This is a genomic window from Rhodococcus sp. BL-253-APC-6A1W (assembly GCF_012843405.1).
Classification (GTDB): domain Bacteria; phylum Actinomycetota; class Actinomycetes; order Mycobacteriales; family Mycobacteriaceae; genus Rhodococcus.
Genome location: NZ_JABAFB010000016.1, coordinates 23468 through 43133, shown reverse-complemented (window position 1 = coordinate 43133; position 19666 = coordinate 23468). Strand labels below are relative to the sequence as shown.

Below are 19666 nucleotides of genomic sequence, written 5' to 3'. Positions count from 1 at the left end.
TGTCCCACCGGGCGGGAGACCCTAGACGGCGAGAGGCGCGGCGGTGGCGGCGAGCACGTCGTCCACGGTCACTCCGGGAGCGGTGTCGACGAGCACCAGACCCGCGTCGGTGACATCGATGACGGCCATGTCGGTGATGATGCGCTGGACGCAATGCCGCCCGGTGAGGGGCAGAGTGCACTCCTCGAGAATCTTCGGGTCGCCCTTCTTGGTGACGTGCTCCATCATGACGATGACGCGCTTGGCGCCGTGGACCAGGTCCATCGCGCCGCCCATCCCCTTGACCATCGCGCCGGGCACCATCCAGTTCGCGATGTCACCCTTCGCCGAGACCTGCATGGCCCCGAGAACCGCGACGTCGATCCGGCCACCGCGGATCATTCCGAAGGAGGCCGCGGAGTCGAAGTACGACGCACCGGGAACAGCCGTGATGGTTTCCTTGCCGGCGTTGATGAGTTCCGGGTCGAGTTCTTCTTCGGTCGGGTACGGGCCGACGCCGAGCACGCCGTTCTCCGAGTGCAGGATGACCTCGATATCGGGATCGAGGTAGTTCGGCACCAGCGTGGGCATGCCGATACCGAGATTGACGTACTGACCGTCGGACAGTTCCCGTGCCACACGGGCCGCCATCTCCTGACGGGTGAGCCTGCGGATATCTGCCTGGGTCATGCTCGCACCGTCCGATTCTCGATGCCGACCTCGACCGGGCCGACGTGCACCACACGCTGAACGTGGATGCCTGGTGTGTGGATTTCGTTGGGGTCGAGTTCGCCCGGCTCCACGAGGTGCTCGACCTGCGCGATGGTGATGCGGCCGGAGGCCGCGGCGGGCGGATTGAAGTTTCGGGCGCTGGCGCGGTAGACCAGATTGCCGTGGCGGTCGCCCTTCCACGCGTGGACGAGAGCGTAATCAGCGGTGATGCCGCGCTCGAGTACGTAGGTCTTCCCATCGAATTCGCGGGTTTCCTTCGGCTCCGACGCGGCGGCGATGTGACCGTGTCCGTCGTAGCGCAGCGGCAGGCCGCCCTCTTCGACGGCGGTACCGACACCGGCCGGGGTGAAGAATGCGGGGATTCCGGCGCCTCCGGCACGTAGCCGTTCCGCGAGCGTGCCCTGGGGCGTCAACTCCACTTCGAGTTCGCCGGACAGGTACTGACGGGCGAACTCCTTGTTGGAGCCGACATAGGACGAGATCGTGCGCCGGATGCGGCCCTTCTCGAGGAGCAGCCCGAGACCGAACCCGTCGGTGCCGCAGTTGTTGCTCACGGTCTCGAGATCGGTGGCGCCCTGTTCCAGGAGCGCGGTGATGAGTATCTCGGGGATTCCGACCAGGCCGAACCCGCCCACAGCGATGGTCACGCCGTCGGGGATGTCGGCTACGGCCTCGTCGGCTGAGGCAACAACTTTGTCCATGTATCCCAGAATAGACCCGATTGTGCGTAATGTGAACCGGCGTTCGCATTGTGAACACTCTCCGCGGCGCCTTGCGAGGCGCGCTCCGGCGGATCTACGCTGTTCGCATAGCGTTCGATCGTCCACATAGCGAACACGAACCGACCCGCTTGCCCGCAGCGACCCGCAGGAGACCACCGATGACCGTCCCGCTGCATGTCGAGCACATCGCGCGCACAGAGCACGGCAGGACGGTCCACGTCAGCACAGAAATCCGCAGCGGTGGATCTCCCGCGCGACAGTCGTTCCTCGACTCCTCCTCGAAAGGCGCCGCCTCGTGAGCACCTCCGACCTGAACGACCCGCGCGAAGGTTCCGTCGCGTCGACCGATTACGTCCAATCGCTCGCGCGTGGACTCTCGGTGATCACAGCGTTCGGGGCCGACCACCCCAGACAGACCCTCTCGGACATTGCACGGGCGACCGGCCTCACGCGCGCCACCGCGCGCCGGTTTCTGCTGACACTGGTCGAACTCGGCTACGTGCGTACCGACGGTTCACAGTTCTGGCTCACACCCCGCGTGCTCGAACTCGGCTACAGCTACCTGTCGGCACTGTCCCTGCCGGATGTCGCACGGCCCCATCTCGAAATGCTTGCCGAGAAAGTCCACGAGTCGACCTCGGTGTCGGTGCTCGACGGCGACGACGTCGTCTACATCGCGCGCGTGCCCGTCCGCCGCATCATGACGGTGTCCATCACCTTGGGAACCAGGTTTCCCGCACACGCGACATCCATGGGACGGGCACTCCTCGCGGGCTTGTCGCCTTCCGAGCTCGAAAAGTACCTCACGCGAGCCGAACTCACCCCGATGACGTCTCGTACGCTCACCACCGTCGACGACCTGCGAACCGAAATCGAGAAGGTGCGCAGAGACGGGTACGCGATCGTCGACCAAGAACTGGAAGAGGGCCTGCGCTCCCTTGCCGCACCCATCCGCGACGAATCCGGTGCGGTGGTGGCGTCGATGAACATCTCCACCCACGCCGGGCGATACCCGGACGACACCGTCCACGACGTTCTCGTCCCCTCCCTGATCTCGACCGCAGAAGCAATCTCCCACGATCTCGTCCGCACCCGCACCAACTGAGACACCACCCCGAGGAACCCATGAACGACGTAGTGATCTGTGAACCCCTCCGCACCCCGGTCGGCCGATTCGGTGGCGTCCTGAAGGACATCGCACCCGAAGACCTTGCCGCGACCGTGATCCGGGAACTCGTGGCTCGCACCGGGATCACGGGATCGGACGTGGACGACGTGATTGTCGGCCAAGCCTCCCCCAGCGGTGAGAACCCTGCCATCGGCCGTATCGCCGCGCTGAATTCCGGCCTGGGTGTCGATGTTCCCGGCCTTCAGGTCGACCGTCGTTGCGGCTCCGGGCTCCAGGCGGTGCTCCAGGCCGTGATGCAGGTGCAGTCCGGCGGCAGCGACCTCGTCCTGGCGGGCGGCGCGGAGTCGATGAGCCAGGCCGAGTTCTACGCGACCGGAATGCGCTGGGGCGTGAAGGGAGAGGCAGTCGCCCTCAACGACCGGCTCGCGCGTGCCCGCGTGACCGCCGGCGGTCGCGATTTCCCCGTGCCCGGCGGCATGATCGAGACCGCCGAGAACCTGCGCGCCGAATTCTCTCTCAGTCGCGAGAACCAGGACGCGCTTGCCGTGCAGTCGCACCACCGCGCGGTTGCCGCACAGAAGAACGGAATCTTCGCGGAGGAAATCGTCCCGGTGCGCGTTCCCCAGCGCAAGGGCGATCCGATCACCGTCGACACCGACGAGCATCCGCGCGCGGACACGACCCTCGAGGGACTCGCGAAGCTGCGCCCGATCCGCGGCAGGATCGATCCGGATGCCACGGTGACCGCCGGTAATGCCAGCGGCCAGAACGACGGTGCCGCGCTCGCGGTGGTCACCACCGCGGAGAAGGCATCGAAGCTCGGACTGCGTCCGCTCGCGCGGCTCGCCAGCTGGGCCGTCGCCGGTGTCCCGCCACGGACGATGGGAATCGGCCCGGTCCCTGCCACGGAGAAGGCGCTCGGCCGCCTCGACCTGACACTCGCCGACATGGACGTCATCGAGCTCAACGAAGCCTTCGCCGCACAGGCGCTGGCGGTCATGCGCGTGTGGGGGCTCGAGCCGGACGATCCGCGGCTGAACCCGCACGGATCGGGTATTTCGCTCGGCCATCCGGTCGGGGCGACGGGCGCTCGTATCCTGGCCACCCTGCTGCGCGAACTCGACCGGCGGGAGGGCCGCTACGGCCTGGAAACGATGTGTATCGGAGGCGGGCAGGGACTCGCAGCGGTCTTCGAACGCATCGGTTGATCCGGCCACGAGCGCGGTCGCGCTCCGTAGCATCGGTGCATGAGTGATCTTCGGACGGACACACCGCCCACCACACGCCCCCGTACGGCCGCGCGACTCCTGCTCGCCGCCGCACTGGTCTTCGCGGGTCTGAGTCACCTGTTCTGGGGCCGTAAGGACTTCCAGGCCCAGGTGCCCGACTGGGTGCCCATGGACAAGGACGGGGTGGTCATGGCGTCCGGAGGCGTGGAGATCATGCTCGGCGCGGGGCTGGCCGTCCTCGGTCGCGACCGGGTCCGGGTAGGCCGGATCGCCGCCTTGTTCTTCGCGGCGGTCTTTCCGGGAAATCTTGCGCAGTACCGCGGGCGGCGCAGCGCGTTCGGGCTCGACACCGACCGGAAGCGCCTGGTGAGACTGTTCTTCCAGCCGGTGCTCATCCTCTGGGCGCTCTGGAGCACCGGCACGCCGCGCCGCTGACCCCGCTTACTCTTCGGGTGCCACGCGCACCAGCATCTTTCCGAAGTTCTTGCCCTCGAGCATCCCGATGAACGCCGCCGGTGCGTTCTCCAGGCCGTCGACGATGTCCTCCCGGTACTTCAACGATCCGTCGCGGACCCACGCCGACGCATCGCGCAGGAAGTCGCCGTACATCTCCTTGACGAACTCGGTCTGGATGAAGCCCCGGATCGTCAGGCTCTTGGTCAGCACCGACGAGAAGAACCTCGGCAGGCGGTCTGCCCGTTCCTCGACCGCGCCGTTGTACTGTGCCACCAGTCCGCACACCGGGATTCGGGCGTAGGTGTTGAGCAACGGCCACACCGCGTCCTGCACCGCGCCGCCGACGTTCTCGAAATACACGTCGATACCCTCGGGGACGGCGTCCTTCAGCTTCTGCGCGAAGTCGGGATCGCGATGATCCAAGGCGACGTCGAACCCGAATTCTTCGGTCAGTGCGCGGCACTTCTCGGGGCCACCCGCGATACCTACTGCCCTCGCACCCTTCAGCTTCGCGATCTGGCCCACCGCCGATCCCACCGGACCCGTGGCGGCTGCCACCGCCACCGTCTCCCCGGGCTTCGGCTGCCCGATCTTCAGCAGTCCGGAATACGCTGTGAATCCGGGCATCCCGAGCACACCGACCGCGGTCGAGATCGGGGCCGCCGCCGGATCGAGCTTCCGCACTGCCCCGGCGTCGACCACCGCGTGCGACTGCCATCCGGCGCCCGCCAGCACATAGTCGCCGGCGACAATATCGGCGGCGCGGGACTCGACGACCTGACAGACGGTGCCCGCCACCATGACGTCACCGAGTTCGACGGGCGGGGCGTACGACTTGGCAGTACTCATCCGTCCCCGCATATACGGATCGAGCGACAGATAGACGACCCGCACGAGGAGCTGTCCCTCGCCGACCTCCGGCAGGTCCACGACCTCGGTGCGAAAGTTGTCGGTGGTGGGTGTGGCGTCCGGGCGCGAGGCGAGAACGATGCGGGTGCTCTGGGCTGACGTGGATGCACTCATCACTCCAGTGTGCCGCACATCGCCCGGCGGCCTCAGACGATCCGGTGCGCTTCTCCTCGGGGCGGCACATAGTTGGAGAACAACCGGGAGTGGACGACCTCGGTGAACGAGGGCCCATCCTGTTCGACCCGCCGGGCAGGCCTGGGCTGCTCCCTACGCACCGGCGACATGTTGGATGTGGATCGAATAGACACTTCGACTCCTCTCGGAAACGGGGAGGAAGGCGCTACCGAACACCGTCGCGCATCGACTCGACGGGTGTGCGACCCCCCTTGCGAATACATATACCCCTTCGACGGGCGCAACGCACGCGCGGGTTTCCGCGGCGTTCTCGTGTCGCCTCCGGTGCCACCGCCCCGGACGAGCACCTACCTGCCGTCACCTGCGCGTATGGGAGCGGTCACCGCCGAATTGAGTGCTGCCACTCGGCCTGTCGGCCGATCCGCGAGACCGGCCGGTCGCAGGGGAACCGTGCGAGAACCACCGGGGGGCAGATGAAACCACGAATCGGTTGCGTCGAACCCGGCCACGTTCAGCCGCACGTATTGAGCAGCGCCGTCGGTGTCCACCGTGACCGACCACCCGTTCGCGGATCGGTGCGCGGTCGCCCTCAGGCCGATGCTGCGCTCGACGGGACGGGCGGCGCCCCCGATGAGATGGACATTCTCGGCGAGCACGACGCCGGACGTGTCGACCAACCGGACGGAAGCAGCATCGAATGCTTTTGTCCCGAAACGATATGCGTGGTTCACGTCCGCGAAACCTCCGGTGACTACGTTCCACGACAGAGTGCGCGCGTCGTGGGCAGCGAGCGTCAGCGGCACTGTGATGTCGGTCGAGACGACACCTGCGGCGGTGTGGGAACGGAGGTGCAGGGTGGCATCGAGCGGACGGTCGGTGTCGTTGAACACCAGGATCCGTAACCCGTCCAGCCCGTCGTCGACGAGAAGCGCTGCGACAGGCGCGAACACGCGGCGTAGGACGAACCATGGAGCTTTCGGGACACCCGCATGGTCGAGAACACCCCATCCGGCACCCGGTTCCAGATCCCGGGCCGCCAGCACCAGAGCACCCCGGCAACCGGAGTCCGGCCGACGCCAGTGCTGGAGGACTTCGGTGAAGGCTTCGCATACGGCGGCACGGCCGAGATCGAGGTAGCGTTCGGGGTCGGACCAACGCTCGGCTGCGGGATCAGTGCCGAATACACTGCGCACGTAGTGATCCCGCACATCCTCGAAGTCCCACGACGCCCCGTTGTCGCGCGGAACTGCGGCCTTCCACGCCGGGTGGTGACCCGCGACGGCCACACTGCCGAATGCCGCCTCGACAGCGTCGTTTCCGGGAGGAATCGAGAAGGCGAGACATTCGGCGGCGAACCGCACGCCTGCCGCACGCACATCGGAGAGTGGCCGACGATAACCTCCGACCCCGAAGTAATGCGCCACACCGGAACTCACATCGATCGGCAGTGCGTCCGAGCCCGGAGGCGCGGAGGGTGACGACGACACCCAGACGACTCCCGGAGCGACCGCGTCCGCGATCGCCGGAAGCACGTCGTCGATGGCGGGGATGACCGGGCGCTGCACTCCGAGCATGGCCGGTTGCTGCTCCGTTTCGCTCCCACCGCACAGCACGACGAGTGCGGGGTTGCCCGAGTGCCTCAGCGCGAACGACCGCAACTCTTCCTCGAGCAACGTGCGGAACCCTACGTCGTCGGGCGGGTCGGTCGTGGCCAGCATGACGTCCTGCCACACCATGATTCCCAGTTCTGCACAGTCCGAATAGAAGTCGTCGCGTTCGTACACAGTGGTCCCGGGGATCCGGATCATGTTGATGCCGGCATCGACGCACCGCTCGAGCACTCGCCGTGCCTCCCGCGGTGTGTTCAGCCCGATCGGATCGGAGGGTGTCCACACGATGCCGCGACAGAACACGTCGATCCCGTTGACCTGCAGCGCGAATCGGTTGTCGTCGTAGTCTGCCGTGACGGAGCGGAAGCCAGCCGAACCGAGGTGAAGGGCCTTTCCGTCGAGGTGCAGGTCGACGCTGTACCCGGCCGGTTGCCCGTGGGTATGCGGCCACCACAAGCGTGCCTTCGGTACCACGGCGCGAGCACGAACGAGTTGCGAACCGTCCTGTCGGGAGACGATTTCCGCGCGGGCTTCCTGCTCATCCACCGTGACGAGGGCCGATGTCACCGCGGGTCCGGCGAGCACGACTTCGATCTCCACCACGCCGTCGCTCCCGTCCAGATGCGTGTGGACGCGACGGGAGATTGTCACGGGGTCGGTGCCGTCGAGGAGTCGGACCGGCCGCCAGGGCCCGACCGGAGCGGGCACCCCACCGAATACGGGTGCGCGGCCGAGGAGTGTCGTGCGGAACCAGCGAAGACCCTGGGCGGAGATCAACGACGAGCGCCACCGGCCACGGGGCCGCCGTGTCTTCAGTGCCGCGGCGAGAGACGGGAAGCGGAGGGCGATTCGAGCCGAGCGAGGCAGTTCGTCGAGGACCACGACGAGCGGGACGAACATCGACTCCGATACCGCGACACGCTGCGATCCCACCCAGATCTCTGCCTGGGTGGCGAGGCCGTCGAAGGACAGGCGCCACGGCCCGCGTCCGCGCGCGGGCACGTCGGTGACGAACCACCAGTCGCTCGCGTCGGTCTGCGCCTGTCGTGCCGCGTCCACCCCGTTCGCGTCGCGGATGGCTCCCGCCGCGGTGCCCGGGACGGATACCGGTAGCCACTGGTCGAGCGCGTCGAGTTCGTCGGGGTGGCCGACGGAACCTGGCTCCACAGCGGTGCATACCCACTGAGCTTGGGCAAGGAGATCCATGCTCGAGTGCTGTTCCTAGCGAGATCCGGCAGCGCGCGCGGCCGTCGTGATCGAGGCATCCCAGGCATCCGCCATCAGGCCGAGTTGTTCGGCGGGATCGACAGTCCGTCCGCGGGCGGCACGGGCCATGCGGAACTGCACGCTCTTCGCTCCCTCGGAGACCGACCGGAATCCCGGCGCGGCGGTTGCTGTGCCCGGATAGCCGTGGTCCTCCATGTATTCACATATGTCGGCTGCGAGTTCGGCGCTCGCCCCGCACTGACGCAGCACACCGAAGGTCCACCGGTGGAACAGTTCCATCCCGCCCGAGCTCAACTGGTCGACGTCGTCGAGGACGCGCTCGGCGAGCGCGCGCACCGGGTTGGCAACGGACCGATGGCGGAGGTGGCGGCGCACGACAGCGTCGAAGGCGTCGCATTCCGGAAGCGAGACACCGAGTCGCACCTGCTCGATGTAGGGCGGCCAGGTGGAAATCGGATCGTCGAGCCCGAACACACCGCGGAAGTCGTCTGCGGCGAGCCGATGGTAGCCGCTGTTGTGGAAGTACTCGAGAACTTCCGCTTCACGGTCGATGAGGTTCGGCACGATGGTCGTCTTCGAATGCTCTCGGCGGTAACCGGTTCCGTCCGTGTCGGGCAGCCAGAAGGCGTCGACCTCGACAGTCGACAGCAGACCTGCATCCGCGTTCGCTTCGAGATGTTCGATAGGCCGGCGCGACACGTTCATCTCCGCGACCTCGATGCCGTACAGGGAGAACAGGTCCTCGGGCTTGAACTTCAGAAACGTCCACTGGCTGCCGTCGAAGCGCGCGGAGAAGGCACACGCCGCGGCCGGTACGGGGTCGAGTCCGAGCGAGTGCAGCACTTCGACCCAGAGGTCGACGTAGCAGTTGGTTTCGGTCCACACCCGGTCTGCGCCGTGGATCGCATGCGGAACGTAGTCCTCGACCTGGACGTCGATGAGCCGTCGGGTCACGGAAACATCCTGTTGCGCACCGAGTCCGGCCAGTTGCCGACGGCAAGGCCGTGCGTGCGCAGCATCGCCAGCGCGATGCGCTCCATTCCGAAACCTACGCACGCACTGTGTGCGACTTCGCCGTCCGGCGTGACGATGCCGAAGGTGTCCCCGAAGTGATCGCGGTGGCAGTTGCACGACACCACGGCGGTGCCGTCGTCGAGGTCTCCGTAGAGCCGCACCGTCAACTCGGTTTTGAGGTTCTCGTGGCGCTGATTCGCCGCGAGCATGCGTCCGGCCCGGCCGAAGAACGGGTCGTTGGCCGGCACCGCGGTGGCGTCGAGGCCGAGCGAGTCCAGTACCTCGAGTCCGCGCCCGATCCAGGTGTCGCGGTGCTGCGCGGCGTCGTCGGCGGTGCCCAGACGCACGAATTCGTGCATGCGGAACGCCTGCATGCGTGCCGGATCGATTGCCGGTTCGTGCCGGAAACAGTAGCCGTACACATCGAGCAGTTCGCCGCCCTCACGCAGGGTTCCGCTGTACTTCGCGTAGGCGGGGTGGCATGCCGCCGAGACCAGGACGGTGTCGGCCGGTTCGAGCCAGGCGTCCCACGCTTCGCCGCGCGCGCGGGCAGCGAGCAACTCCGCGTGTTCGGCGTTGGTCCCGGCGAACGTCGTCACGGCACCGGTCAGGTGCGGGAACGAGGCGATGTAGTCGGTTCGCTCGAAACTGGTGCGCGGGAAGACCGGAGGGAAGCGCAGGCGGGTCGCCGCCGCGCCCGGGCCGGCCGCAACCACGACCCGGTCGATTCCGTCGACGATGTCTTCGAATTCGCCGGAGCGGCCGTAGAGCCCGGGAACCGCGGTGTCGACGAGCAGTCCCGCGGCGAGCAACTGCTGTTGGAAGTCCAGCCGTGCCCGTTCGAGTTCCGTGCGGTCCCCGACGGCCGTGCTGGTCATATCGTCCCTCGGTATGCGATCGACATCTGGGCAGAGTTGTTCATGATGCGGTCGTTGTTGACCATCACCGCGGCACCGTGCGCGTCACGCAGGTGCCTGCCGAGCGAATAGGGGCCCTCTTCCCGGTAGCCCGCGATTCCGCAGATCAGCATCGACCGGTTCACGAGGTCGACGACGGCGGTGGAGGCACTGACCTTGAGATTGTTCATCGCCAGCGAGAACCCCATCCCCGTCAGCGATTCGGCCTCCGCCGAACCTGCTTCCGCAGCCGTGGTCCGGTCGAAACGTCCCGCGGCCGAGAAGACGAGATCGGCGAACTGCTGGTGAGCGGCGGCCGCCTCCGCGAGACGCAGCGCACCGGGCGGAGTGACGCCGGGCTGCTTGCGGGCCGCCGACCGCACGTACGCGCGGGCCTTCTCCATGGCCGCATCTGCGATTCCCAGCCACACGGCCGACCACACACTGTGAGACACGGGCAGCATGGTCCGTGACGAGATCTCGGAGTACGCCGCACCCACGATCAGATCCGCGGAAGTCTTTGCGGACAAGACGAATCCGGGACTGCAGGTGCCACGCAACCCCAGGGTGTTCCACGGTCCGGTCGGCTCGAGAGTCACGCCGTCACGGGGGCACACGACGAGAACCTGGTCGCTCGGCGGGCTGTCGGTGGTACGGCGTGCCGTCACCAGGACCGCGTCGGCGTACTCGCCGTACGAGATGACCGGGGCGTTCTTGACGACGGACACGGAATCGTCGACGCGCTCGACTGCGCAGAGGCTACTGCGCACGTCGCCGCCCGTGCCGAGTTCGGTCGTCGCCGACGCGATGAGGTAGTCGTGCTGTGCGGCGTCGGCGACGAACGCGGCCACACCCGGCGTCGAATGCCGCACGAGCGAGAGGATCTGCGTCTGGTGCATCGCGAAGATCATCGCGGTGGAAGCGCAGTAACGGCCCAGGATGCGCGCGGTCTCGCACAGGTCGCTCAGCGATGCGTCCTCGCCGCCCTGCGCCGCCGGAACGGCACACGTGAGCAGTTTGTGGGCGCGCAGCGCGTCGACGGCCTCACGAGGGAACCGGGCTTCGCGATCGACTTCGTCCGCCCACACCGCAGCGATGTCGCGGCCGACGATCTCGGCTCGCTCTCGCAACGACAACTGTGTGGGCGCACTGCCGAACGCAGCGTCGACGACGCTCACCCGACACCCAGTTCGGTCAGGGCGGAGCGGATGGAACCGACGCTCGCAAAGGTGCTCTTACGCAGGAGTTCGTCGGGAAACTCGATGTCGAATGCGTCTTCGAGAGCGAGCATCACGTTGACGCTCGCGTGCGAGGTCAGTCCCAGTTCGTAGAGATCCGCAGTGAGATCGAGTTCTGTGGCGTCGACCGACAGCTTGGCGTGCTCTCCGAGCACCTTGCGGATTGCCTGTTCAGTCATGCCTGTTCTCTTTCTGTCACTGCTGTGCGGGTCGCGGCCACGGTTGCGAAGGCGTAGTCGGGCTCGTGGGAGAGCGAGACCTGGAAATCGGTCAACTGTTCATCCGACGCGCGCGCGGCAGCGTTACCGTCCAGGTGCACGGCACATCCGCCCCACGGCGCACGGCGTATTTCGATGGAGCGCCACGGAATCGCGTCGTCGCGCGGGCGGAGCACTTTCATCACGGCTTCTTTCGCCGCGAACCGTGCGGCAAGTCGCTGAACGCGGCCTGCCCCGGTGCACACCGAGAGCTCGTGCGGTGTGAAGACCCGTCGCAGGTACCGATCCCCGAAGAGGTCGATGCTCCGGGCTACGTCGGCGACAGTCACCACGTCGCAACCGATGCGAGGCGTCATCGTCGGGGCCGGGCCGGCATTCACGGGTTCCTCCGGCGTGCGGAGACAGACAGTGGGCGAAGAGGTTCGGCCACGGCCACTTCGGAAGAATTCATCAGGTTCCGCCCGGCATCTGTGCGCTCCGACATGTCCCCCCAACGAGCCCCGACGCCCGTTTTGCGCAATTCGACGTGACTCTAGAGCTGTGCGTGCGCGAACTCAATCCCGCCGCGCCCACATGTGTCCCGGTTCACAAGTAGTCAGGACCCCGGCCGTGACGACGGCCGGGGTCCTGAAGAGCGAGTCCCTACGCGGACACGCGCACGGGTTCTGTGCCCGCCTCGTCCGCCGACGCGGACACCGGCTCCGGAGGAGCAGCGACCGGCGTGGGTTCCTGCGCGTAGTAGAAGTGCGGGCGGCGGTGGCCCAGGAAGGACCCGCACCACGACATGACCGCGATGTAGCGATTACGGAAGCCCACGAGGTACACGAGGTGCACGGCCAGCCACAGCACCCACGCGATGAAGCCGGTGAGTTCGACCTTCCCGACCCGCGTGATGGCGCGGAAGCGGTTGATGATCGCCATGCTGCCCTTGTCCTTGTACTTGAAGGGCGTGCCGGCCGGGATCTTGCCCAGGATCATCTTGGCGACGTGCCGGCCGCCCTGCATGGCGAACGGCGACTGCGCCGGCAGGTTGTCGAGCGTGACCATGTCGCCGATGGCGTAGATGTTGTCGGCGCTGCCCACCGTGAAGTCCGCGTCGACCACGAGCCGTCCTCCGCGGACCGTCTCGCAGCGCGTGCGCTCGGCGAGCACTGCGGCGAAGTCGTTGGCCTGGATGCCGGCGGACCAGATGATCGTCTCGGCGGTGAGACGACGCGATGCCTCGGTGGTCGGCGTGGACAGGGTCGCGCCGTGCTCGTCGATGTCGGTCACGAGGGTGTTGAGCACAACCTCGACGCCGGCTTTTTCGAGCGATTCCTTCGAGTACTCGCTCAGCTTGCCGCCGAACGGCGGGAGCACCTTGTCTGCACCTTCGACGAGCGTGACGGTGACGTCGTCCGCGGTGATGTTGTGGATCGCATCCGCGAAGTAGCGCTGTGCGAGTTCCTTGATCTGGCCGGCGAGCTCGACGCCGGTGGGTCCTGCCCCGACGACGATGAAGCTGAGCAGATTCTTCCGGTGTTCCGGATCGGAGGTCGTGTGTGCTTCCTCGAAGCAGCGGACGATCTGGCGGCGCAGCCGCTCGGCATCGTCGACGGTCTTGAGCGCGTACGTCAGGTCGGCGAACTCGTCGCGGCCGAAGTACGCCTGGCGGGCACCGGTCGCGGCGACGAGGTGGTCGTACCCGAGGGTGTGCCGAGTGCCGCCGGCTTCATAGGTGACGGTGCCGGCATCCGGATCCACGTCGACGACCCTGCCCAGCCGCACATCGGCCTGCGGGTACTTCGCGAGGATCGCGCGGACGGACGGTGCGATCTCGCCGGGCGAGATGACACCCGTCGCCACCTGGTAGAGCAGAGGCTGGAACAGGTGCTCGGTGGTCTCCGAGATGAGGACGAACGGCTTGCCGGCCTTCGCGAGTTTCTTCGCCGTCGCCAGTGCTCCGAAGCCGGAACCGACGATGACAACCTCTGTCCGGTCGATGATGTTCGCCTCTTCCTTTCCTGTCCCACCCACGCCAGCGATACCTCCACTCGAGTTCATGTATTAGTCCAACCTAGGTTTCCGACCCCTCCTGTATCCAGTAACCTGGGATATTCGGGGAACTGTTATCTGTTCTGCTCATAAGTAGGGGCGTGATGGACTTCCGGCAACTGCGGTACTTCCTCGCCGTGGGAGAAGAGACGAGCTTCTCGAGGGCAGCCGAACGATGCTTCATCTCCCAGTCGGCGATCAGTCACCAGATCGCGAAACTCGAGCAGGAGGTGGGCGCGAAGCTGTTCGAGCGCTCGACGCGCTCGGTCAAGCTCACCCCGGCGGGGGTACGGCTGATGCCCATCGCCGCCGAGGTGCTGAGCCTCGAGGCCCGCGCGCTCGAAGTCGGGCACGAGCCGCGGGGAAGTATCCGGATCACGGCGAACATGAGTTTCGCGTCGCAGAGTCTCGACGCCATCTCCCGCGTACGCGAGCGCCACCCCAACCTCGACGTCGAGTTCGTCATCAAGGACTTCACCGATCGGGTCAACGCTGTCGCGTCCGGCGAAGCCGACCTCGCCCTGATCCGCGGCGACGTGGACCGGCCCGGCCTCGAGGCGATTCGCCTCGGGATCGAAGATCTCGTCATCGTCACCTCGACGAGACACCCGTTGTCCGCCTTCTCCACCGTGGACATCGGAGAACTCGCGCACTATCCGTTGCTGCTGCCACCCCGGAACAACCAGGTTCTGCTGCACCGCGTGATCGAGGACGCGTTCGTCGAGGTCGGTCGCCGCGTCCGGCTCGGTCCCCCGATCGCCAGCGACCACACCGCCACCCTCGAGGTCATCACCAACCCACGGGCCTGGACGGTCCTCTACGCCGGCACCGCCGCCGAGACACCGCACAAGGGCCTGAAGTTCATGCGCGAGACCGACCACCGGCTGCGCGTGCCGGTGTGCGGTGTCCTGCGAAGCGGGGCGACACCGACACCGGAACTCGAATTTCTCGTTCAGGCGCTGGCCCACTCGATCGTGCCCACGACGACCACCCCTCCGGCCGCCGCACGCGGTGCCGGGAGCTGACGCCGGTCACGCGACCTCGCGGTCCGCCCGGTTCACCGTGAGGTTCAGATGCTTCCACCCCGCAACGTCCCGGCGAAGCTGGCGGTCATGGGTCGCGAGCACCACAGCGGCGTCGGTGACCTCCAGGGCCTCGGTCATCTCGTCCACGAGGGTGATCGACAGATGGTTCGTCGGCTCGTCGAGCAGCAGAACGTGGGGCCGGGTCGCGAGCATCATCGCCAGGTCGAGCCGACGCTGCTGGCCCATCGACAAATCCCGCACCCGCTTGTCGAGATCCCGCTCGTCGAGCAGACCGAGATCCTCCAGGGGCACGGTGCGGTCCTCGGGCACCACACCGTGGGCGGTGAGGAGTCCGATGTGGGTGTCGTACACCTCGCGTACCCGCTTCCCGGACGGCGGTGCCGACTCCTGCGCGAGTCGCCCGACCCTCACCACCGGGTCCACGACCAGCGTTCCCGACGTCGGCTCGATCGTCTGTGCGAGCACGGCGAGAAGTGTCGACTTCCCGGCACCGTTCGGTCCCGTCACCATCAGCCGCGACCCGGCGAGCACCGCGAGCGAGACCGGCCGGTCGAGCCGGCCCGCGACCGCGATCTTCTCCGCCCTGATCAGCGGCGCGTCGGGCTCGAGCAAGTCGAGTTCGGCGCCGAGTGAGGGCATCGTGAACCGCAGCGGAGGGACAGGCGTCGTGATCTCCTGCTCGTCGAGCGCGTCCTGCCGGCGGTGGACGGATCGAACCAGGCCGGGAGCGCGGGTCGCGCGCTGGTGTTTTCCCGTTCCCTTGTCCGGTCGCCAGCCGTCGATCAGCCTGTCCCGGGCGTGCTCGAGCTCGCCGGTGAGCCGGGCACGCTCGGCCTCCTGCCGGTTGTATTCCTCGACCCATCGCGCGTATTCGGCCTTTCGTCCCTCGCGATAACCGGCGTAGCCACCGCCGTAGAGGCGGGGGCGCCCGTCCCGGCTCGGGTTCAGGTCGAGGATCGAAGTCGCGACATCGGACAGCAAGGCCCGGTCGTGGCTGACGAGGACGAGACCGCTGCGGGTCTGTTGCAGTCGCTCGGTGAGGTAGTCGAGACCGTCGGCGTCGAGGTGGTTGGTGGGCTCGTCCAGCAGAAGGAAGTCGTGTTCCGCGCCGAGCAGGGCTGCGAGCCGCACGCGGTAGCGCTGCCCCACGGACATCTCGGACAGGAGCCGGGACCGATCGGTCACAGCACCGAGTGCCTCGAGGGCCGCATCGACGCGGCGATCGGCGTCCCAGGCCTCGAGTTGCTCGGCTGCCTCGAGCGCGTTCGCGTAGGTCTCCGCGGCAGCCGACCTGCCCTCGGACAGCCCGACGGCACTGTCGTCCAGCGCGCGCAGGGCTGCACGGGCCGCGGCGAGTTCGGTGTCGATCAGGTCGCCGACCGTACGACCGCCGCTGACGGTCATCTCCTGCTCTGCGACGCCGAGCGACCCGAATCGTCGAACGGATCCGGAATCGGGTTCGAGGCTGCCCGCGAGAATATGCAGCAGCGTGGACTTTCCCTGTCCGTTCTCACCGACCACGCCGATCCGGGAGCCGGGTGAGACAGCGAGGTCGACGCCTTGCAGGACGGGGTGGCCGCCGCGGGCGATGTGGACGTCGAGTGCTCCGAGTTGCGCGCGCGAACGGCGAGGCAGTGTGATTGTGGTGGTCATGTTTTCCTCCGCATACCGGGCACCTCGTCCCCACTGTGGTGGGGTGGAGTCGCTCGGTTTCCGACGAACGGCCGGGTCAGCGGCCGAGGGACACAGGCAACGGCCCGCTTCTCCGATTCCCGTCGCGCGGGCGAGGGAAGGGGCGGGCCGGCGGGCGTCAGTGGAAGAGGAGTGCCTGGATCACGACATCCAGGGTACCGATGCACAACAGGGCGTCAATCGGATTGATTCCCGACCGGTAACTCCGTTTCATCCGTGGCGAGTCCCGAGACGCGAGCCACACACGTGCAAGGATGCGATGGCCCCCACGTCGACCATCCGGCAGGAGACCCCATGCAGCACCGCGAGTCCTCGTTCACCGGCGGAAACGGCACTCGAATCGTGTACGACGTGTGGTCGCCGGACGGTGAACCCACCGCGCTGCTCGTCCTGGCGCACGGCCTCGGTGAGCATGCCCGTCGCTACGACCACGTCGCCGAACGGCTCACCGAACTCGGCATCGTGGTGTACGCACCGGACCATCGGGGACACGGCCGATCCGGCGGCAAGCGACTGCACGCGCGCACCATGAACGACTTCACCGACGACCTCGACGCACTGTTCGACATCGCGACCGCGGCCCATCCCGGCCTGCCGACGTTCCTCCTCGGCCATTCCATGGGCGGCGCGATCGCACTCGCGTACGCACTCGATCACCAGGACCGGCTCACCGGACTGGTGCTGTCCGGACCGGCGCTCGTGGTCACGTCCGGCACGCCGAAGCTCGTTGTGGAACTCGGAAAGCTGATCGGTCGGATTCTCCCTGCTGTACCGGTGCAGAAACTCGACAGCGCAGCGGTGTCGCGCGATCCCGCGGTGGTCGCCGCATACGACGCGGATCCTCTCGTGCATCACGGTTTGGTGCCCGCCGGCCTCGCGCGGGTCCTCGTGCTCAACGAGGAGAGTGTCGCGGAGCGTCTGCCCGGCCTGACGTTGCCGCTGCTCGTGCTTCACGGCTCCGCCGACACATTGGCCGACCCCGCGGGGGCACGCGTGGTTGTGGACCATGCCGGATCGGAGGACCTGACGTCGAAGTTGTACGACGGGTTGTTCCACGAGGTGTTCAACGAACCCGAGAACGACCGTGTGCTCGGCGATCTCGTCGAATGGTTGCAGCCACGTCTCCTGAAGACGACGAAGCACTAGCCTGCGTTCAGGCGGCGCGACCGTCGTCCAGCGCCACGACGGCGCGGCGTGCGAACGCAATGCTGAGCGTGATGAGTTCCAGGGCTTCGGGCAAGGCGCGCGCAAGAACCGGCCACGCATGGACCTGCCCGCGCCACAGGTGGGTTTCGACCACGCGACCCGCCTCGGCGAGGCGGTGCGTCATGATCTCGACGTCGGGGCGGGTGAGTTCGTATTCGGCCGCACAGAGAAACATCGGCGGAAACAGTGCGGGGTCGGCGTCGACCGGGTTCATTTCTCCCTCGATCGCGTCCTCCCCGATCCACCGAGGGCGTAGTTTGTCGAGCGCCTTGATCGGCAGATACGCATCCCTGACCATGTAGGCCCGGTCGTGATCGCCGAGATCGAGATTCAGCAGTGGCGAATACCCGATGACCGCCGCCGGCCGCTGAAGTCCGCGACGTGCCGCGATCTCGGCCACCTTCGCAGCCAGGTACCCACCGGCGGAGTCTCCTCCGACGATGATGCGCGTCGGATCGTCCGCGATGCCGAGCAGTGCCTCGTACGCGCTCATCGCGTCCTGCACCGATCCCGCAACAGGGACGACCGGCACCTGCCGGTAGTCCATCGAATACACCGGTGCACCCGATTCGAGCGCTAGTTGCACGCACAGTTGCCGGTGGGTGGACGGTCCGCAGAAGATGAATCCGCCGCCGTGGAAGTACAGGATGGTGGCGTCCTCGAGCGGATCGTCCACGGGTTTCGGCGACATAATCTGCTCCGCCGGGACACCGCCCAGCTCGGTCTCCGTGACATGGACATTTCTCGGTGTCGGAGTCACCTTGTCGACGAGCCAGGACAGCCGCCCGAGCACCGCGATCCCGAAATCGTTGCTGGGCCAGAGGGTGAGCAGGGGCTTGAACAGAAGTCGGGCAACCCACAGGACGATCAATGCGATCCTGCTCGTGCGTTCGTGCCACGTGACCGGAGCGGAAGTGCGCATGAGAACACAGTAAGTGGCACACCGCCCGAGTGCGGCGGCGTTACCGGACCTGGAGAAGAGGTACGAGAAGTTCGTCAGCGGTGAGTGCGCCGTGCTGGCCGGGCAGCGCGGAGAGCATCCGCTCGCCGTGGGAACGGATCACGGTCGCCTCGTCGCGGCCGATCACGACGATGTCCCCGATGCGGCCGGTGACGGAAGGGTCCGGGTCGGGTCCGAACAGTCCCGCCGACAGCACTTCGTCGCGGGTGCCGACCCAGAAGTCGTCGCCGAGTTCGTTCGCCCACCGTTCGAGGACCCGGTCTACGCGCCCCGTGTGAATGTGCCGGCACCGCGGCTCACCGGCGACGACGTCGACGTCCTCCTCGAGACCGGGATGACGGTCGAAATCGACGCGGCGGCCGCGAGAGGAATCGACCATGCCGTGGTCCGCCGTGACGAGCAATCGGGTTCCGTCCGGCAAAGCGCCGGCGAGTTGTTCCACGAAGCGGTCCACGACGGTCAGTTGCGCCAGCCACGCCTGGGAGTCGGGCCCGTAGACGTGTCCGAGCGTGTCCACTTCCGAGAGATAGCAGTACACGAGGTTCCGCTCACCGGCGCGTGCGGCCGCGACGACCTCCGCCAGCAGGTCACCGTAGGCGGACACCCCGACGAATCTGCCACCACGCAGGACTGCCCGGGTCAGCCCGCTGCCGTCGAACGCCCTGGGAACGACGGTCGTCACGGCCAGCCCCGCAGCGTCTCCGCGTTCGAAGGCCGTGGGATGGGGCTGGACCTGTTCGGGCACGAGCGTGTCGCGTTGATCGAGGGAGGTCCCCGCCGCCGTCCAGCTCAGCCAGTTGACCGCGGTCTCGGCTTCCTCGACGTACGACTGGTATCCGGTGATGCCGTGGCGCCCGGACGGCAATCCGGTGCCGAGCGACGCGATGCTCGCCGCGGTCGTGGTGGGGAATCCTGCACGGATCGGCCGACCGGGAAGGTCGGTGAGATACGGCGCCGTGTTCCTGTTGCGCCGCAGCAGTTCCCATCCCATACCGTCGACCAGCAGGACGACCGTGTGCGCGCTGTCCGTGAGGCCGAGGCGGTTGCGTTCACCGGGAACCCCCGCGGACGCGAGTACCGACGGGATCACGTCGGCGAGCGTGGGTTCGGCGTAGACATCGCGCAGCGGGAGAGTCATGGTCCGAGTATGTCCTGTCGTCGTCGTGGCGGCAGATGCAATGACCCCGCAGACCACCTCACTCGCGTCTACCCGAACTTCGGCATCCGCCCACG

20 protein-coding genes are annotated in these 19666 nt (G+C 67.1%); 6 read left to right on the top strand and 14 right to left on the bottom strand.

Going from position 1 to position 19666, the window contains the following annotated elements; genetic code table 11:
- Window positions 1-21: 21 nt before the first annotated feature.
- Both HF877_RS19995 and HF877_RS19990 read right to left on the bottom strand, forming a co-directional pair.
- Window positions 22-669: a CoA transferase subunit B gene (locus HF877_RS19995; RefSeq protein ID WP_169622951.1), complete on the bottom strand. Its 648-nt coding sequence runs from the start codon at window positions 667-669 to the stop codon at window positions 22-24.
- Window positions 666-1412: a CoA transferase subunit A gene (locus HF877_RS19990; RefSeq protein WP_169622950.1), complete on the bottom strand. Its 747-nt coding sequence runs from the start codon at window positions 1410-1412 to the stop codon at window positions 666-668. The genes HF877_RS19995 and HF877_RS19990 overlap by 4 nt, the downstream gene beginning before the upstream one ends.
- 179 nt (window positions 1413-1591) lie before the next feature.
- On the opposite strand from HF877_RS19990, the gene HF877_RS19985 reads away from it, so the two are divergent.
- The 4 genes from HF877_RS19985 to HF877_RS19970 are packed head-to-tail and all read left to right on the top strand — an operon-like array spanning window position 1592 to window position 4226.
- Window positions 1592-1732: a hypothetical protein gene (locus HF877_RS19985; RefSeq protein WP_169622949.1), complete on the top strand. Its 141-nt coding sequence runs from the start codon at window positions 1592-1594 to the stop codon at window positions 1730-1732.
- Window positions 1729-2538: an IclR family transcriptional regulator gene (locus tag HF877_RS19980; RefSeq protein WP_346765252.1), complete on the top strand. Its 810-nt coding sequence runs from the start codon at window positions 1729-1731 to the stop codon at window positions 2536-2538. The genes HF877_RS19985 and HF877_RS19980 overlap by 4 nt, the downstream gene beginning before the upstream one ends.
- Window positions 2539-2558: 20 nt before the next feature.
- Entirely contained in the window at window positions 2559-3770 is a 1212-nt protein-coding gene (locus tag HF877_RS19975; RefSeq protein WP_169622948.1) for an acetyl-CoA C-acetyltransferase, read from the top strand.
- Window positions 3771-3809: 39 nt separating this feature from the next.
- Window positions 3810-4226 carry a hypothetical protein gene (locus HF877_RS19970; protein WP_169622947.1) on the top strand — a complete coding sequence of 139 codons (417 nt, stop codon included), beginning with the start codon at window positions 3810-3812 and terminating at the stop codon, window positions 4224-4226.
- Between the two features lie 6 nt (window positions 4227-4232).
- Here the strand turns inward: HF877_RS19970 and HF877_RS19965 are convergent, their stop codons facing one another.
- The 9 genes from HF877_RS19965 to HF877_RS19925 all read right to left on the bottom strand — a co-directional run bounded on the left by HF877_RS19965 (window position 4233) and on the right by HF877_RS19925 (window position 13477).
- Entirely contained in the window at window positions 4233-5270 is a 1038-nt protein-coding gene (locus HF877_RS19965) for an NADP-dependent oxidoreductase (RefSeq protein ID WP_169622946.1), read from the bottom strand.
- A gap of 32 nt (window positions 5271-5302) precedes the next feature.
- Window positions 5303-5464: a hypothetical protein gene (locus HF877_RS19960; protein WP_169622913.1), complete on the bottom strand. Its 162-nt coding sequence runs from the start codon at window positions 5462-5464 to the stop codon at window positions 5303-5305.
- A 174-nt stretch (window positions 5465-5638) separates the two neighbouring features.
- A complete protein-coding gene (locus HF877_RS19955; protein WP_169622945.1) occupies window positions 5639-8107 on the bottom strand; it encodes a glycoside hydrolase family 2 protein in 2469 nt (822 codons plus the stop codon).
- 15 nt (window positions 8108-8122) lie between these two features.
- Window positions 8123-9082 (bottom strand): DUF1839 family protein, encoded by a 960-nt coding sequence (locus HF877_RS19950; protein WP_169622944.1) that lies wholly within the window; start codon window positions 9080-9082, stop codon window positions 8123-8125.
- Complete coding sequence (locus HF877_RS19945; protein ID WP_169622943.1) at window positions 9079-10020, bottom strand: amino acid--[acyl-carrier-protein] ligase; 942 nt, start codon at window positions 10018-10020, stop codon at window positions 9079-9081. The genes HF877_RS19950 and HF877_RS19945 overlap by 4 nt, the downstream gene beginning before the upstream one ends.
- A complete protein-coding gene (locus HF877_RS19940; RefSeq protein ID WP_169622942.1) occupies window positions 10017-11216 on the bottom strand; it encodes an acyl-CoA dehydrogenase family protein in 1200 nt (399 codons plus the stop codon). Before HF877_RS19940 ends, HF877_RS19945 begins: the two co-directional genes overlap by 4 nt.
- The gene (locus HF877_RS19935) at window positions 11213-11455 is read right to left on the bottom strand and encodes an acyl carrier protein (RefSeq protein WP_169622941.1); all 243 of its coding nucleotides are present in this window, start codon (window positions 11453-11455) and stop codon (window positions 11213-11215) included. The genes HF877_RS19940 and HF877_RS19935 overlap by 4 nt, the downstream gene beginning before the upstream one ends.
- Window positions 11452-11850 (bottom strand): holo-ACP synthase, encoded by a 399-nt coding sequence (locus tag HF877_RS19930; RefSeq protein ID WP_169622965.1) that lies wholly within the window; start codon window positions 11848-11850, stop codon window positions 11452-11454. Before HF877_RS19930 ends, HF877_RS19935 begins: the two co-directional genes overlap by 4 nt.
- 286 nt (window positions 11851-12136) lie before the next feature.
- Window positions 12137-13477 carry an NAD(P)/FAD-dependent oxidoreductase gene (locus HF877_RS19925; protein ID WP_169622964.1) on the bottom strand — a complete coding sequence of 447 codons (1341 nt, stop codon included), beginning with the start codon at window positions 13475-13477 and terminating at the stop codon, window positions 12137-12139.
- Between the two features lie 155 nt (window positions 13478-13632).
- Here HF877_RS19925 and HF877_RS19920 point away from each other — a divergent pair, with 155 nt between their 5' ends.
- Window positions 13633-14553: a LysR family transcriptional regulator gene (locus HF877_RS19920; protein WP_169622940.1), complete on the top strand. Its 921-nt coding sequence runs from the start codon at window positions 13633-13635 to the stop codon at window positions 14551-14553.
- 6 nt (window positions 14554-14559) lie between these two features.
- Here the strand turns inward: HF877_RS19920 and HF877_RS19915 are convergent, their stop codons facing one another.
- Window positions 14560-16227, bottom strand: a complete 1668-nt coding sequence (locus HF877_RS19915; RefSeq protein WP_169622939.1) for an ABC-F family ATP-binding cassette domain-containing protein — start codon at window positions 16225-16227, stop codon at window positions 14560-14562.
- A 333-nt stretch (window positions 16228-16560) separates the two neighbouring features.
- Here HF877_RS19915 and HF877_RS19910 point away from each other — a divergent pair, with 333 nt between their 5' ends.
- Window positions 16561-17412, top strand: coding sequence for an alpha/beta hydrolase (locus HF877_RS19910; RefSeq protein WP_169622938.1), 852 nt, complete (start codon window positions 16561-16563; stop codon window positions 17410-17412).
- A 7-nt stretch (window positions 17413-17419) separates the two neighbouring features.
- On the opposite strand, the gene HF877_RS19905 is transcribed toward HF877_RS19910, so the two are convergent.
- Window positions 17420-18394 (bottom strand): alpha/beta hydrolase fold domain-containing protein, encoded by a 975-nt coding sequence (locus tag HF877_RS19905; protein WP_169622937.1) that lies wholly within the window; start codon window positions 18392-18394, stop codon window positions 17420-17422.
- A 40-nt stretch (window positions 18395-18434) separates the two neighbouring features.
- Window positions 18435-19571 carry a nucleotide pyrophosphatase/phosphodiesterase family protein gene (locus tag HF877_RS19900; RefSeq protein ID WP_169622936.1) on the bottom strand — a complete coding sequence of 379 codons (1137 nt, stop codon included), beginning with the start codon at window positions 19569-19571 and terminating at the stop codon, window positions 18435-18437.
- Between the last annotated feature and the right edge of the window lie 95 nt (window positions 19572-19666).